The sequence below is a fragment of the Shewanella scandinavica genome (assembly GCF_031932065.1).
Lineage (GTDB): Bacteria > Pseudomonadota > Gammaproteobacteria > Enterobacterales > Shewanellaceae > Shewanella > Shewanella baltica.
This window is the reverse complement of sequence record NZ_JAUOES010000001.1, coordinates 255313-270507: the sequence shown is the minus strand read 5'-3', so window position 1 is coordinate 270507 and position 15195 is coordinate 255313. Positions and strand designations below refer to the sequence as shown.

11 protein-coding genes and 8 tRNA genes are annotated in these 15195 nt (G+C 46.4%); 17 read left to right on the top strand and 2 right to left on the bottom strand.

The window, feature by feature from the left end; genetic code table 11:
- Positions 1-93 precede the first annotated feature (93 nt).
- The 14 genes from recA to trpR all read left to right on the top strand — a co-directional run bounded on the left by recA (position 94) and on the right by trpR (position 8342).
- Complete coding sequence (gene recA / locus Q4Q50_RS01115; RefSeq protein ID WP_011847432.1) at positions 94-1161, top strand: recombinase RecA; 1068 nt, start codon at positions 94-96, stop codon at positions 1159-1161.
- A 17-nt stretch (positions 1162-1178) separates the two neighbouring features.
- The gene (locus Q4Q50_RS01110) at positions 1179-1649 is read left to right on the top strand and encodes a regulatory protein RecX (RefSeq protein WP_371830293.1); all 471 of its coding nucleotides are present in this window, start codon (positions 1179-1181) and stop codon (positions 1647-1649) included.
- Between the two features lie 430 nt (positions 1650-2079).
- Positions 2080-4704 (top strand): alanine--tRNA ligase, encoded by a 2625-nt coding sequence (gene alaS, locus Q4Q50_RS01105; protein WP_311897960.1) that lies wholly within the window; start codon positions 2080-2082, stop codon positions 4702-4704.
- A gap of 9 nt (positions 4705-4713) precedes the next feature.
- Positions 4714-5970, top strand: coding sequence for an aspartate kinase (locus Q4Q50_RS01100; protein ID WP_006082603.1), 1257 nt, complete (start codon positions 4714-4716; stop codon positions 5968-5970).
- A 118-nt stretch (positions 5971-6088) separates the two neighbouring features.
- On the top strand, positions 6089-6286 hold the full coding sequence (gene csrA / locus Q4Q50_RS01095; RefSeq protein WP_006082602.1) for a carbon storage regulator CsrA: 198 nt from the start codon (positions 6089-6091) through the stop codon (positions 6284-6286).
- Positions 6287-6491: 205 nt separating this feature from the next.
- Positions 6492-6583: transfer RNA gene (locus Q4Q50_RS01090), tRNA-Ser, on the top strand.
- Positions 6584-6605: 22 nt separating this feature from the next.
- A tRNA-Arg gene (locus Q4Q50_RS01085) sits at positions 6606-6682 on the top strand.
- A gap of 43 nt (positions 6683-6725) precedes the next feature.
- Positions 6726-6802, top strand: a tRNA-Arg gene (locus tag Q4Q50_RS01080).
- An 87-nt stretch (positions 6803-6889) separates the two neighbouring features.
- A tRNA-Arg gene (locus Q4Q50_RS01075) sits at positions 6890-6966 on the top strand.
- A gap of 48 nt (positions 6967-7014) precedes the next feature.
- Positions 7015-7091, top strand: a tRNA-Arg gene (locus Q4Q50_RS01070).
- 49 nt (positions 7092-7140) lie between these two features.
- Positions 7141-7217 (top strand) — tRNA-Arg (locus tag Q4Q50_RS01065).
- Positions 7218-7262: 45 nt separating this feature from the next.
- Positions 7263-7354, top strand: a tRNA-Ser gene (locus Q4Q50_RS01060).
- A 103-nt stretch (positions 7355-7457) separates the two neighbouring features.
- Positions 7458-7534 (top strand) — tRNA-Arg (locus Q4Q50_RS01055).
- 532 nt (positions 7535-8066) lie between these two features.
- Positions 8067-8342: a trp operon repressor gene (gene trpR, locus Q4Q50_RS01050; protein WP_063882757.1), complete on the top strand. Its 276-nt coding sequence runs from the start codon at positions 8067-8069 to the stop codon at positions 8340-8342.
- Positions 8343-8398: 56 nt separating this feature from the next.
- Here the strand turns inward: trpR and Q4Q50_RS01045 are convergent, their stop codons facing one another.
- Together Q4Q50_RS01045 and slyD are read right to left on the bottom strand one after the other, a co-directional pair.
- Positions 8399-8770 (bottom strand): hypothetical protein, encoded by a 372-nt coding sequence (locus Q4Q50_RS01045; RefSeq protein WP_311897958.1) that lies wholly within the window; start codon positions 8768-8770, stop codon positions 8399-8401.
- A 236-nt stretch (positions 8771-9006) separates the two neighbouring features.
- On the bottom strand, positions 9007-9663 hold the full coding sequence (gene slyD, locus Q4Q50_RS01040; RefSeq protein ID WP_063882753.1) for a peptidylprolyl isomerase: 657 nt from the start codon (positions 9661-9663) through the stop codon (positions 9007-9009).
- A 641-nt stretch (positions 9664-10304) separates the two neighbouring features.
- On the opposite strand from slyD, the gene thrA reads away from it, so the two are divergent.
- The 3 genes from thrA (at position 10305) to thrC (ending at position 15085) form a co-directional block, all read left to right on the top strand.
- A complete protein-coding gene (thrA, locus tag Q4Q50_RS01035) occupies positions 10305-12773 on the top strand; it encodes a bifunctional aspartate kinase/homoserine dehydrogenase I (protein WP_311897957.1) in 2469 nt (822 codons plus the stop codon).
- A complete protein-coding gene (gene thrB / locus Q4Q50_RS01030; protein WP_311897956.1) occupies positions 12770-13732 on the top strand; it encodes a homoserine kinase in 963 nt (320 codons plus the stop codon). Before thrA ends, thrB begins: the two co-directional genes overlap by 4 nt.
- 69 nt (positions 13733-13801) lie before the next feature.
- A complete protein-coding gene (gene thrC / locus Q4Q50_RS01025; RefSeq protein WP_311897954.1) occupies positions 13802-15085 on the top strand; it encodes a threonine synthase in 1284 nt (427 codons plus the stop codon).
- Positions 15086-15195 lie beyond the last annotated feature (110 nt).

Genomic DNA, 15195 nt, shown 5'->3' with positions numbered 1-15195 from the left:
ATTAAGACAAAAAGCGCGGCTTTTTGAATTACCCGTTTGTAAATTGAATATTACTTTTGACAGCTTAAGGCTTGTCTTGATGAGGGAACTGGAATGAAGGTCGATCCAAATAAAGAGAAAGCACTTGCTGCGGTATTGATCCAAATTGAGAAACAATTTGGTAAAGGCTCCATCATGAAGCTGGGTGAAGATCGCTCTATGGATGTTGAGACCATTTCTACCGGTTCTCTATCTCTGGACGTTGCTTTAGGCGCTGGCGGTTTGCCAATGGGTCGTATCGTTGAGATCTATGGTCCTGAATCATCAGGTAAAACGACACTGACTTTAGAAGTGATTGCCGCAGCGCAACGTGAAGGTAAAACCTGTGCCTTTATCGATGCTGAGCATGCACTAGACCCTATCTATGCTAAAAAATTAGGTGTAGATATTGATAACCTGCTGTGTTCACAACCGGATACCGGCGAGCAAGCGCTTGAGATTTGTGATGCATTAACTCGCTCTGGCGCTGTTGACGTTATCGTTGTCGACTCAGTGGCGGCATTAACGCCTAAAGCTGAAATCGAAGGTGAAATTGGTGATTCTCACATGGGCCTAGCGGCACGTATGATGAGCCAAGCCATGCGTAAACTTGCGGGTAACTTAAAGCAATCTAACACCTTACTTATCTTCATCAACCAAATCCGGATGAAGATTGGTGTGATGTTTGGTAACCCAGAAACGACAACCGGTGGTAACGCGCTGAAGTTCTATGCTTCTGTTCGTTTAGACATTCGTCGTACTGGTGCCATTAAAGACGGCGATGAAGTTGTCGGTAACGAAACACGCGTTAAAGTGGTGAAAAATAAGGTTGCAGCACCGTTCAAGCAAGCCGAATTTCAAATCCTTTATGGCCAAGGTATCAACCGTACTGGTGAGTTAGTTGACTTAGGCGTAGCCCATAAGTTGATTGAAAAAGCGGGTGCTTGGTACAGTTATAAAGGCGATAAAATTGGTCAGGGCCGTGCTAATGCGGGTAAATATTTGACTGAAAACCCAGCCATTGCTACTGAAATTGACAAGACATTACGTGAGTTGCTATTGAGCAATCCTAGTGCACTGGCTGCCAAAGCTGATGCTAGCACGGAAGATAATGTTGATTTAGAAACAGGCGAAGTATTCTGAGTCAGTCAGCCCGTCAAATCGCGGTCGCGCTGTTAGCGCGCCGCGATTATTCCCGCTTACAAATCCGCGATAAATTGCTCGAAAAAGGCTTCGAATTTAACGATATCGAACCTGTACTCGATGCGTGTGAATCCTCCGGTTTTATCAATGACAATCGTTATGCCGAATTGTTGGTCCGTAGCCACATTAGTCGAGGCCACGGCGCCATCCGCATTCGTCAAGCGATAGCGCAAAAAGGCTTGGCTAAAGATTGCATTGAAGCGGCGATAACCAATAGTAATTGTGACTGGTTTGAGCTAGCAAAAGATAAAGCCACTAAAAAATATGGAATTCCTCGCGTAACAGAAGTGAAGGGCTCTACAGCCCGGGATCTCATCGCGAAGGAAAAGGCTAAACGAGTGCGGTTTTTAATGGGCCAAGGCTTTAGCTACGATCAAATCACTTATGCGTTAGATTCAGATCCCAATGATCTCGACGACGATTATTAATCGCCTCAACTCATCGATTGCGATGTAACCTTAAGACTGCAAAGCTCCTTTAAATATCACTCAATAGGCTTAGTACAATTAGGTTTGATATCGAGTTAAATTCACTCGACACTGGCCTTAATCGCGCAAAATTCATATCGTCATCAATTACTCTTTACCTTGCCATTTTGACTCTAGCCACTCTTACGTGGGCTTTAACGCACTTTATGCAGTGTTGGTTATTCTTAACTTAGCCCACTAGGTCTATAAATAACCGTCTTGCCTAAAGTGCGTTAAATCTCCGCTGAATTCTGTATCTTGAGGTTGTTTGGGTATATATCACCAATCAAGGCTGGTCGTCCTTCCTCAGTCTGCTTATAATGCTGGGCAAATAGAAATACGGCTAGCCTAAGGCGTAGCTGGTAATGCTTACCCAATTCAGGATGATTTCATGTATCAAACTACAGCAGAGCTTAGAAGCGCTTTCCTCGAATTTTTCCGCAGCAATGGTCATCAAGTTGTGGACAGTAGTTCATTAGTGCCAGGCAACGATCCCACACTTTTATTTACCAATGCAGGCATGAACCAGTTCAAGGACGTGTTTCTTGGCATGGACAAACGCAATTATACGCGTGCGACCACTGCTCAACGTTGTGTGCGCGCCGGTGGTAAGCATAACGATTTAGATAATGTCGGTTATACAGCACGTCATCACACCTTTTTCGAAATGTTGGGTAACTTCAGTTTTGGTGATTATTTCAAGGAAGAAGCGATTCGTTTTGGCTGGACATTCTTAACTGAAACGTTAAAGCTGCCGAAAGAACGTCTGTGCGTCACTATTTATCAAACAGACGATGAAGCCTTTGAAATTTGGAATAAAAAGATTGGTGTTGCCGCCGAGAATATTATCCGTATCGGCGATAATAAAGGTGCTGCTTATGCGTCAGATAACTTCTGGCAAATGGGTGATACTGGTCCTTGTGGCCCTTGTACTGAAATTTTCTATGACCATGGCGATCACATTTGGGGTGGCCGTCCTGGTAGCCCAGAAGAAGATGGCGACCGTTTCATCGAAATCTGGAACATCGTTTTCATGCAGTACAACCGTCAAGCATCAGGTGAAATGCTGCCTTTGCCTAAGCCATCGGTGGATACTGGCATGGGGATTGAGCGTATCGCCGCGATTATGCAAGGCGTACATTCTAACTACGAAATCGATATATTCCGTACTTTGATCGCTAAAGCGGCAGAAATCATCGGCGTAAGCGATTTAACCGAGAAGTCACTGCGCGTCATTGCCGACCATATCCGTTCATGTGCATTCCTTATTGCCGATGGCGTTATGCCGTCGAACGAAGGCCGCGGTTATGTGCTGCGCCGCATTATCCGCCGCGCAGTTCGCCATGGTAACAAGTTGGGCGCGACCGAAGCTTTCTTCTATAAGTTGGTTCCATCTTTGATTGCGGTTATGGGCGATGCGGCTAAAGGGTTAGCTGAGACTCAAGCGATTGTTGAAAAAGCACTGAAAGCGGAAGAGGAGCAATTTGCCCGTACGCTTGAACGTGGTTTAGGTATTTTAGATACGGCCTTAAACGAGTTGAAAGGTGACACTTTAGACGGCGAAACCGTATTTAAGCTGTATGACACCTATGGCTTCCCAATGGATTTGACCGCTGACGTATGTCGCGAGCGCAACATCATTGTCGATGAAGCAGGTTTTGAAGTCGCCATGGCTGAACAACGTAGCCGCGCACAAGCTGCCGGTAACTTTGGTGCAGATTATAACGCTGCGCTGAAAATTGATGCTGAAACTGCATTCAGTGGTTACACCGAATTAGCGGGTCAAGCTAAGGTCACCGCGATTTATCAAAATGGTGAGTCAGTGACGGCGATCAAAGCGGGTGATGAAGCCGTTGTCGTGCTCGATGTAACACCTTTCTACGCTGAATCTGGCGGTCAAGTGGGCGATAAAGGCCAACTGGTTGCGAGCGGTGTTGAGTTTACGGTAAACGATACGCAAAAGTATGGTCAAGCAACGGGCCATCAAGGTGTGTTGGCTACAGGTAGCTTGAGTGTTGGCCAAGTTGTTGAAGCAAAAGTCGACAAAAAACTGCGTCACCGTACTCAGTTAAACCATTCTGTTACACATTTATTGCATGCTGCACTGCGTCAAGTGCTCGGTACTCACGTTTCGCAAAAAGGTTCATTGGTTGATCCTGAGCGTTTACGTTTTGACTTCTCCCATTTCGAAGGCGTAAAAGCCGCTGAATTAAAAGAAGTTGAAGAATTAGTTAACACTCAAATTCGTCGTAACCATGAACTTAAAACCGCTGAAATGGGCATAGATGAAGCTAAAGAGAAAGGCGCTATGGCACTCTTTGGTGAGAAATATGACTCACAAGTGCGTGTTGTGACTATGGGCGATTTCTCTATCGAATTGTGTGGTGGTACCCACGTGGGCCGCACAGGCGATATCGGTTTATTCAAAATTACCTCAGAAGCGGGTATTGCAGCAGGTGTTCGTCGTATCGAAGCCGTGACTGGTGCCGCTGCTATGGCTTATGTGGCGCAGCAACAAGCTGAACTGGAAGAAGCTGCGGCCTTATTGAAAGGCGATGCCAACTCAGTTGTCGCTAAATTAAAAGCCCATCTCGACAAAATGAAGCAACTTGAAAAAGAAATGGCGCAGCTGAAAGACAAGCTAGCTGCCGCAGCGAGTGCAGATTTAGTGGGCGATGCCGTTGTAGTTAATGGCGTTAACGTGCTGATCAAAAAATTAGACGGCGTTGAGGCAAGTTCATTACGCGGCTTGCAAGATGAATTAAAACAGAAATTGAAATCGGCCATTATCGTGCTTGGCACCGCGCATGAAGGGAAAGTTAACCTGATCGCCGGTGTGAGTAACGATCTGATCGGTAAAGTCAAAGCGGGTGAGCTCGTCGCTATGGTCGCTGCACAAGTGGGCGGTAAAGGCGGTGGTCGTCCTGATATGGCTCAAGCGGGCGGTAGCCAGCCAGAAAATCTGGATGCGGCATTGGCTCAAGTATTACCTTGGATTACTGAGCGTCTAGCTTAAGAGGTTGCTGTGCCCCAAAAACGAAAGCTTAGTGGTAGCAAGCTTTTTGTGAAAAAGTTCGGCGGCACTTCGGTGGGTTCTATTGAACGTATCGAAGCAGTCGCTGAGCAGATTACAAAGTCAGCTCACAATGGTGAGCAGCAAGTCTTAGTTTTATCAGCGATGGCGGGTGAGACTAATCGCTTGTTTGCACTGGCAGCACAAATTAATCCGCGGGCCTCGGCGCGCGAATTAGACATGTTAGTGTCAACGGGTGAGCAAGTGAGCATTGCCTTGATGTCGATGGCGCTACAACGTCGCGGCATAAAAGCGAAATCCCTTACGGGCGATCAAGTACAAATTCATACTAATAGTCAATTCGGCCGTGCCAGCATCGAGCGAGTGGATACTGAGTATTTGCAATCCCTGTTAGCCGACGGTGTTGTGCCTATCGTTGCAGGGTTTCAAGGCATCGATCCTCAAGGCGAAGTCACAACCTTAGGACGCGGTGGTTCAGATACCACAGCTGTAGCCTTAGCTGCGGCGTTAGAAGCCGATGAATGCCAGATTTTTACCGATGTGGCGGGCGTATTTACCACAGATCCGAATATCGATAGCAGTGCCCGTCGTCTCGATGTGATTGGGTTTGATGTGATGCTCGAAATGGCAAAGCTCGGTGCTAAAGTATTGCATCCCGATTCAGTCGAATACGCCGAGCGTTTTCGTGTGCCATTGCGAGTCTTGTCGAGTTTTGAAGCTGGGCAGGGGACGTTAATCCAATTTGGCGACGAGTCTGAACTCACTATTGCCTCGTTAGTTCAAGGTATTGCGATTAATAAGGCGCTGGCAACGCTGACGATTGAAGGGCTGTTTACTACCAGTGAACGCTATCAAGCGTTATTAGGCTGTTTAACGCGATTGGAAATCGATGTGGAATTTATTTCCCCATTGAGGATCCACGAGGATGATCCTTCGGGTCGAGTCAGTTTTATGCTCGCTGAAGCTAAGGTTGATACTCTGCTTAATGAGCTCGAAGGCTTAAGCGAAAGCCTTGCTCTCGGACCATTGATTATCGAACGGCAACGTGCAAAAGTATCTTTAGTTGGCAAAGGTTTACAGGCAAAAATGGGATTATTGACTAAGATGTTAGAAGTCTTGGGTAATGAAACTATTCATGCTAAGTTACTCACGACGTCAGAGAGTAAATTGTCAACCGTTATCGATGAAAGGGACTTACACAAGGCGGTTCGGGCGTTACATCACGCTTTCGAGCTAAATAAGGTGTAATTAAATAACCGTTTGAGTATTGAATACTATTAATTTGTACTAAGCTGACCTTATAATAAGCCCATCTACCGGATGAGTGCCGTGTGTAAGCTGAATTAAGAAATAAAGGAGCTATCGAATGCTGATTTTGACTCGTCGTGTTGGCGAAACACTGATGATTGGTGATGAAGTCACAGTTACAGTGCTAGGGGTAAAAGGCAATCAAGTGCGTATTGGTGTGAATGCACCAAAAGAGGTTTCTGTTCACCGTGAAGAAATCTACCAACGCATTCAATCTGAAAAATCAGGTACACCATCGGAAGGTGGTAACTTTTAGTACCTTGTCTTGGCAAGAGTATTACGGTAACAGAAGAGTCAGTTTTTTAACTGGCTTTTTTATTTTTTAGACCGAAAGATTGGCGTAAATCAATACATTGGCTTGATATAACAGCAATGTGATTAAAAACAGTTCAAATGGAATCTGTTTCGGAAAAAGGGTTTGACTTATTTTCGTCAAACAGTAATATGTGCGCCAAGAAAACGGAGAGGTGGCCGAGTGGCCGAAGGCGCTCCCCTGCTAAGGGAGTATGGGCTTTAACTCCCATCGAGGGTTCGAATCCCTCCTTCTCCGCCATTTCTTACCGATAGAAAACAGTGCGCGTGTAGCTCAGCTGGATAGAGTACCTGGCTACGAACCAGGCGGTCGGAGGTTCGACTCCTTCCACGCGCACCATTTTTATTAGTGTTTGATGTAAGAGTAAATTTAGATACAAGTCGCGCGTGTAGCTCAGCTGGATAGAGTACCTGGCTACGAACCAGGCGGTCGGAGGTTCGACTCCTTCCACGCGCACCATCTCTGCATTAGTTAATCTTTAACTCATCAGTTTTGAATTTCAGTTAGAAATTTTGTAGATAATTGCTTATAGCAAAATGTTAAAATGCGCGTGTAGCTCAGCTGGATAGAGTACCTGGCTACGAACCAGGCGGTCGGAGGTTCGACTCCTTCCACGCGCACCAATTTAAATTAATATGATTTCGGTCGTATTAATGTTTACCGTTTAACATGCGCGTGTAGCTCAGCTGGATAGAGTACCTGGCTACGAACCAGGCGGTCGGAGGTTCGACTCCTTCCACGCGCACCAATTTAAATTAATATGATTTAGCTCGTATTAGTGTTTTACCGTTTAACATGCGCGTGTAGCTCAGCTGGATAGAGTACCTGGCTACGAACCAGGCGGTCGGAGGTTCGACTCCTTCCACGCGCACCAATATAGTTAACGAGATTCGTCTTGTTGATTTAAAGCGTTAAATGCGGAGAGGTGGCCGAGTGGCCGAAGGCGCTCCCCTGCTAAGGGAGTATGGGCTTTAACTCCCATCGAGGGTTCGAATCCCTCCTTCTCCGCCATTCTATTCTCTTAGTCGAGGGGAATAGAATAAATTTGCGAGATAAAAGTGCTTATCCTAGACTCAATCATGATTGGATCTATTAGAAGTACAAAAACGAGTTTGCGCGTGTAGCTCAGCTGGATAGAGTACCTGGCTACGAACCAGGCGGTCGGAGGTTCGACTCCTTCCACGCGCACCATATAGATAAGCCCTGCAAGAAATTGCAGGGCTTTTTTATTTTTAAATCTGTGGCGGTTTAACCCGTTTTGGCTTTCTCCGCTTCTGCCTAATTCTCTTGGTATCACCATCTTTTGCCTTATACCAATCACATGAAGTATTTAATCAGTTCAGAGCCTCACAGCCATCTCAATCCAAGGCGCATTGGCGTAGAAGAAGTCAATGCAACACGGGAGTGGGATGTTTATGAGGCCTCCTAAGGGCGGCAGATGTTAACGGCATGGAAACGCGCTTCATGCTGCGTTCAAGGCTTTTGACAGAGACCACTATGCTTTCAAGCCTTCGCCTTGTCTAAAGCGCGTTGAACTCCCACTGAATGAATAGATATTTAATATTATTGGTGTTAGATATGCGTGTAGGTGTCACAGTGTCAGTATTGAGCGTCTTAGCTGTGGTTTAGTATCCGTTTGAGGAGAGCAATCAAGTAGACCGTGCTGGAGTTAAATCTGTTAGACTGCCAATGTAATGCTTGAACAGTACTTATGAGGGTTATTATGCGAGCAAACTGGGATCTAGTATTAGAAAAGATTTTGAGCCACAGCAATTATGAAGATCTTTCTGTGTTGTTTCATTTACTGTTAACCGAAGAAGAGCGTAGTGCCGTTGCCGGACGCTTAAAGGTATTTCAGTTGTTATTGGATGGGGATATGAGCCAAAGGCACATAGCTGCAGAATATGAAGTGAGTATTGCGACGATCACCCGTTGCTCTAATTACTTGAAAAATATGTCTCCCGACCATAGAGCGAAAGTTCAAAAATTGATTGGTTAGTACTCTTATGAAAACAAGCCCTGTGGACATCATTTGTGCTTGTTTTGGTAACAGCCTTAAGGCGTGATGGGCAGCTTATGGCGACGATAGAGTGAACGACGCACCAGAATATATAAGCCATAACTAAGTAAGCAGATGGCCAGAATTGGGTAAAGGTCTTTGGGAAGGAATTTAAAGATAGCCAATGCCGCTATGAGATAGATAAAAGGTAAGAAGTTATAAATCATCTCGGGAAGATAGCCCGACTTACGACGTCTTACCGAGTCTGTTCGACGGTTTTGAGAACGCATAACGTAGATCCTTGCGCCTAAGACGAACACTACCGTTGCCGCAGCTAGGGCATAGTTGATGTCGAGTGCAATGAAACTCGAACTGCCGAGCGCCATGTAGCCAAAAGGCAAAATCTCGTAAAGGGGTTTGGTTAACATAAGCACTCCGTCGCTTAACTCAGGTTGATATCAATATCTAATTGAAAATATTCATATAAAATTTGAATACTTCAATTTACCAGTCAGTTATTTATCTATTACGAATAGTATAAACGCTTGCGTATAAAAAATGCACGACCTTAAATTAAGGGCGCGCATCTTCAAAGGTTAAACTATGGCAGTTCAATCGCTTAGGGATAAGCTATTTCTAGCTCACCTTGGGCAAGAATCTGTATTTAACCGCGGCAACCACAGCCGCCATTGCCGTCACAACCTGTTTTAGGTGTGTCACAGGCTTCGTGATCTTCATGGTGATGTCCATGATCGTGGTCTGACCCACCACAACAGCCGCCAGCTTCTTCTTTGCCTGAACCGCCACAGCATCCACCGCCGTGATCGTGATCATGTCCATGGCTTCCACAACCGCCTTGGGCATGAATGTGGCCATGGGCGATTTCTTCGGCAGAGGCTTCGCGAACGTCAACGATTTCGACGCTGAAATTGAGCGATTGGCCCGCTAAAGGATGGTTGCCATCGACGATAACCACATCGTCTTTCACTTCCATGACTTGAACTGGGCGTTGACCCATTTCAGTTTCGGCGATAAAGCGCATACCTGGAACGATATCTTCGATATCACCAAAGGCTTCTAATGGCACGGCTTGACGTAGGCCATCGTGGTAAGGGCCATAGGCTTCTTCGGCACTAATAGTGACATCGAGTTTTTCGCCTTTGGTTTTACCATCTAATGCGGCTTCTAAACCTGGGATCAGGTTTTCAGTGCCGTGCAGATATAGCATAGGTTCAGAGTCGAAAGAGTCTTCTAATAGTCTGCCTTCTTGATCTGATAAACGGTAATGAATGGTTACCGCGCTGTGTTGAGTGATCTTCATATCGCCTCCAATTCGGAATGTGCGCGCATAATAACGTGCTTTTTTAGTGCTGGCGATAATTTGAAGTGGCTTATGTTAGATATCGCACAGCTTTTTTTTCGGCAGATTAAAGCCTGTTTTACGCATTGCAGCATGTGTAATGTGATTTTTGCTCATTAGCCTGTCAATTTGGCCTGAGTGATGAGATAGAACAAATAACGCATTAGTTAAAAGTGAACTATAAATAATTATCTGAAAAATAAGTGATTATCCAATAGTTTTCTCGCTTTATTACGTTAACGTCAACAGTTATCTGTTGCATAAATCGCATTTTTACCCCTAGAAAACTTTATATTAACTAATCTTGATACAGTATTTTATCGAGTGTGAAGATTTGCGGATAAATAATCCATTTTAGGGGTTGACAAGCGCGGGTAAAAAAAGCAATTCTGTTTATCAAGAAATTAACATGGATTAGCCCAAACACATGCATAGCCTAGGTTTCGTAGTAACTACCATTATTACAACCACCACTACAACAACAGTGGGGGCGGGCTGATACACCCTAAAGAATTTTAACAATGAGCCCGCTTCCCACAAAGAAGCGGGCTTTTTTGTTTATAGCTCTTATTTCTAAGTCGGGCGCGGTACAGGAGAACAAGATGAAAGTAATGAAATTTGGTGGTACCTCGCTTGCAAATTGGCAGCGATTCTCGATGGCTGCGGATATCGTTGCCAAGTCATCTAAGCTAGAACCCGTAGCCACAGTGCTATCGGCCCCTGCAACTGTGACCAATGCGTTATTAGAAATGGTCGACGTAGCCGTTAAAGGTGAAGAATATTTACCTGTGCTGCAGCACGTTGAGCGGGTATTTACTTCGCTGTACCAAGACGCCGTTAACTCAGTGTTGTCGAGTGAGCAAAGCGAACAGCTTTTTTCTGGACTCAATGCCCAGCTAGTGATCTGGCAGGATAGATTACGTGGTATCGGATTACTGCAAGAGTGTCCCGATGGTATTCGCGCCGAAATTGTGGTCGCAGGTGAGCGTTTATCTGCAGCCTTGATGGAACAAGTGATGATATCAAAGGGGATCACGTCGGCTCAGCTTGACCCACGCGCCTTATTTTTAGGTCGTGGTCGTCCGTTAGAATCTGTCGTTGATATCGCTGTGAGTAAGCCAAGGTTTCGCGCGTTGGCATTAGGTGAAAAACGCGTATGGGTGATGCCGGGATTCACCGCCGCTGATGAACAGGGCAAAGTGGTGACGTTAGGCCGTAATGGTTCTGACTATTCTGCTGCCGTGCTCGCCGCCTGTTTGGATGCTTCGAGCTGCGAAATCTGGACCGATGTTGACGGTGTTTATAATACCGATCCTAGGGTAGTTGCCGATGCCAAGTTGTTGTCACAATTGAGCTATCAAGAGGCAATGGAGCTTTCCTATTTTGGTGCTAAGGTATTACATCCTAAGACGATTGCACCCATCGCCCAGTTCCATATTCCCTGTTATATCAAAAACAGTTTTAATCCTGATGCGCCCGGCACTTTGGTTTCCAATCAAGCCGATGAAACCGGCTTGCAGGTTAAAGCTATCTCCAATTTAGATAACCAGACCATGTTCGATATATCAGGCCCTGGTATGAAAGGCATGGTTGGCATGGCGAGCCGTACTTTAGCGGCGATTTCCCGCAGCGGCGTGTCAGTGTCTTTAATCACCCAAAGTTCTTCTGAATACAGCATTAGTTTCTGTGTGGCCACGTCTGATTCGGCCAAAGTGAAGTGGGCTTTAGAGCAAGAGTTTGAATTAGAAATAAAAAGTGATTTGCTTGAGCCTATCGCTATGCGTCATGAGCTGGCAATTGTTTCATTGATTGGTGATGGCATGCGCACCCACAAAGGGGTAGCGGCGCGTTTCTTCCAAGCGTTAGCGCAGGCAAGCGTGAACATTATCGCCATCGCCCAAGGATCGTCCGAGCGCTCGATTTCGACTGTGATCGAGCAGCGTAAGACTAAGCATGCGGTGGCGGCTTGTCATCAAGGCTTTTTCGATGTGCAGCAATATTTAGATGTGTTTTTAGTGGGATGCGGCAACGTGGGCGCGGGCCTGCTCGAGCAGATAAAACAACAGTCCGCCATGCTCAAAGAGCAGCACATCAGTATCCGTGTTTGTGGCATAGTAAATTCGAACAAGATGTTACTCGACAGCGCGGGTATCGATTTAAGCAACTGGTCTAGTTTGCTTGCCGATAGTCAGCAAGCCTGCGATATCCCAGCGTTACTGGCATGGGTGAAAGAGCAACAATTGCTTAATCCAGTGCTGGTGGATTGTACTTCGAGCGAGCAAGTATCGGATCTGTATTTGGATGTGATGAACTCAGGTTTGCATGTGGTCACGCCGAACAAAAAGTCGAACACTCGCGATTATGCCTATTATCAAGCACTGCGCCAAACGGCCTTAAAACAGCGCCGCCAATTTTTATACGAAACCACAGTCGGCGCGGGTTTGCCTGTGATCGATAATCTGAAAAAACTGTTATTTGCGGGTGACAAACTGCATAAGTTTAACGGTATTTTATCGGGCTCTTTATCCTTTATTTTCGGCATGCTCGATGAAGGTATGACGCTTTCCGAGGCGACAGGTCTTGCGCGGGAAAAATGTTTTACTGAGCCCGATCCCCGTGATGATTTGAGCGGTATGGATGTGGCACGTAAGGTGCTCATTCTTGCCCGTGAAGTGGGACTAAAGCTAGAACTCAGTGACGTGCAGGTTGAATCTGTATTGCCCGACGAGTTTGATGATTCAGGTGATGTTGAGAGTTTTATGGTGCGTTTGCCGCAGGTTGATGCTGCTATTGCCGCTAAAGTGGCGCAGGCCAAAGACCAAGGTAAAGTGTTGCGTTATGTGGGGCAAATTGAAGATGGCGTCTGCCGTGTGCGTATCGCCGAAGTCGATGCAAATGATCCGCTTTACAGCGTTAAAGGCGGTGAAAATGCCTTGGCATTCTACAGCCGTTATTATCAACCTATTCCCTTTGTGCTGCGCGGTTATGGCGCGGGAACGGAAGTGACTGCTGCTGGTGCCTTTGCCGATGTATTAAGAACTTTGAATTGGACTCGTGAGGTGAGTGTATGAGTTTGACGGTTTACGCTCCAGCCTCTATGGGTAACGTGGGAGTCGGATTTGATTTATTGGGCGCCGCTTTGGCGCCGATAGACGGCAGTTTACTCGGCGATAGAGTGACTATCGCGGCGGCAGAATCGGGTGTGAGCCTGACACAAACCGGCGCTTGGGCCCATAAACTGCCTGATAATCCAAAAGACAATATAGTGTACCAATGTGCCGAATTCTTCTTAACCGCCCTGAGTAAGGAGTATTTAGAAGCACAGGGTAAAGCAGGTGAAGGCGTGGCACTGACACTGGAAAAGAACCTGCCCGTCGGCAGTGGTTTAGGATCTAGTGCCAGTTCAGTCGTGGCGGCGTTATATGCCTTGAATGAACATTTTAATCGACCCTATAACGAGCAAGCTTTGTTGGAGTTGATGGGCGAGTTTGAAGGGAAGATCAGCGGCAGTGTGCACTATGACAACGTCGCCCCCTGTTATTTGGGCGGCATGCAATTGATGCTCAATGTGCCGGGCACTGTTTGTGAAGCAATACCGAGTTTTAAAGAATGGTATTGGGTTGTAGCCTATCCAGGGATTTCACTCTCGACGGCGATGATGCGTAAACTCATGCCTGATCAATACGATAAAAGTGTCACTATCGATTTTGGTCGTTATTTAAGTGCCTTTGTACATGCCTCTTACCAGCAGAATGCCAAGCTTGCGATCAGCGTATTAAAAGATGTGTTAGCCGAGCCTTACCGCGCAGCTGCGATTCCGGGTTACGACAATGCCAGAGTTGCTTTAGCCGATTTAGGCATGTTGACTACGGGGATTTCGGGCAGTGGCCCAACCTTGTTTTCGATAACCGATGATTTAGCCGCGGCCAACGCCGCTAAAGTCTGGTTAGAGCAGCATTATCTCACCGAGGCGGGTGGCTTTGCCCATGTATGTCGCCTCGATGAGCAAGGCACGCGCAGGGTCGATTAATCGTTAATTTAGTTAAGACTAAGCACCAGAATTCGCATTTAAGCTTTAGCATCAAAAGGTTGAGTTAACATGGAACTATATAATTTAAAACACCCTTCGCAGAAAGTGAGCTTTAAAGAAGCGGTACAATTGGGGTTAGGTAAAGACAGAGGTTTATTCTTCCCCACCCAAATACCCGTATTAGACGATATTGAAGGGTTACTGGCGCTGCCATTCGTTGAGCGCAGTAAAAAAGTGCTCGGTGCATGGCTTGCCTCTGAATTAGGCCAAGATGCGGTCGATGAACTGGTTGAGCGTGCCTTTAACTTCGATTTACCTTTGGTTGCCGTCGATGAGCAGCGCGCTTGCCTCGAACTGTTTCACGGTCCTACTCTGGCATTTAAAGATTTTGGTGCGCGTTTTATGGCGCAATGCGTCAATGCCTTTGTCGGCGACACACGTTTAACCATTCTGACTGCGACTTCCGGTGACACTGGCGCCGCGGTGGCTGATGCCTTTTATGGGCTTGAGAAAGTCAATGTGGTGGTGCTCTATCCTAAGGGCAAGATCAGTGAGCTACAGGAGAAGATGTTCACGACTCTAGGCAAAAATATCCACACAGTCGCTATCGAGTCTGACTTTGATGCCTGCCAAGATCTGGTTAAACGCGCCTTTGATGATCCAGAAGTCCGCGATGGGCTGAGCTTAAACTCGGCAAATTCTATCAACATCAGCCGCTTACTCGCGCAAATTTGCTATTACTTTGAAGCGGTTGCCCAGTCTAAGCTGCGCCACAGTGCCGATCCTGTGATTTCAGTGCCAAGCGGTAACTTTGGTAACCTGACGGCGGGTTTATTCGCCAAAGCCATGGGGTTACCGGTTAAACGCTTTATCGCCGCCACCAATGTTAACGATACTGTGCCGCGTTACTTAGACAATGGTCAATGGCAGCCCAATCCGACTCAAGCGACCATGTCCAATGCGATGGATGTGAGTGAGCCCAGTAACTGGCCGCGAGTAGAAGCGATTTGTGAGAAGTTAGGCTGGCCACTGAGTAACTTAGTGGGGATCCGTTTATCCGAGGAGCAAACCTCACAGGCATTAGCCGAGTTATATGCTCAAGGTTATGTGTCTGAGCCCCATGCGGCGATTGCAGCTAAGGCATTATCTTTAACCTTAGTGCCCGACGAAGTGGGCATATTTCTAGGGACGGCGCATCCCGCTAAATTTAAGGATGTCGTAGATAGGGAGCTAAAGCTTGACTTACCCCTACCGGCCGAGCTTGAGACGGTGGCGACTAAGACAATTTTATCTGCAGAGTTACCCGCAGACTTTGCCGGACTGAAAGCGCACTTGTTCAAAATCTTAACCTAAGCTGCTTGTACTTAAAGTATTGGCCTAGCGGTGAGATAACATAGCGTTACAGAAGAGAAGGGAGCTTAGCTCCCTTTTTTATCAGCACAATTTTGATAAATACGTTTTTA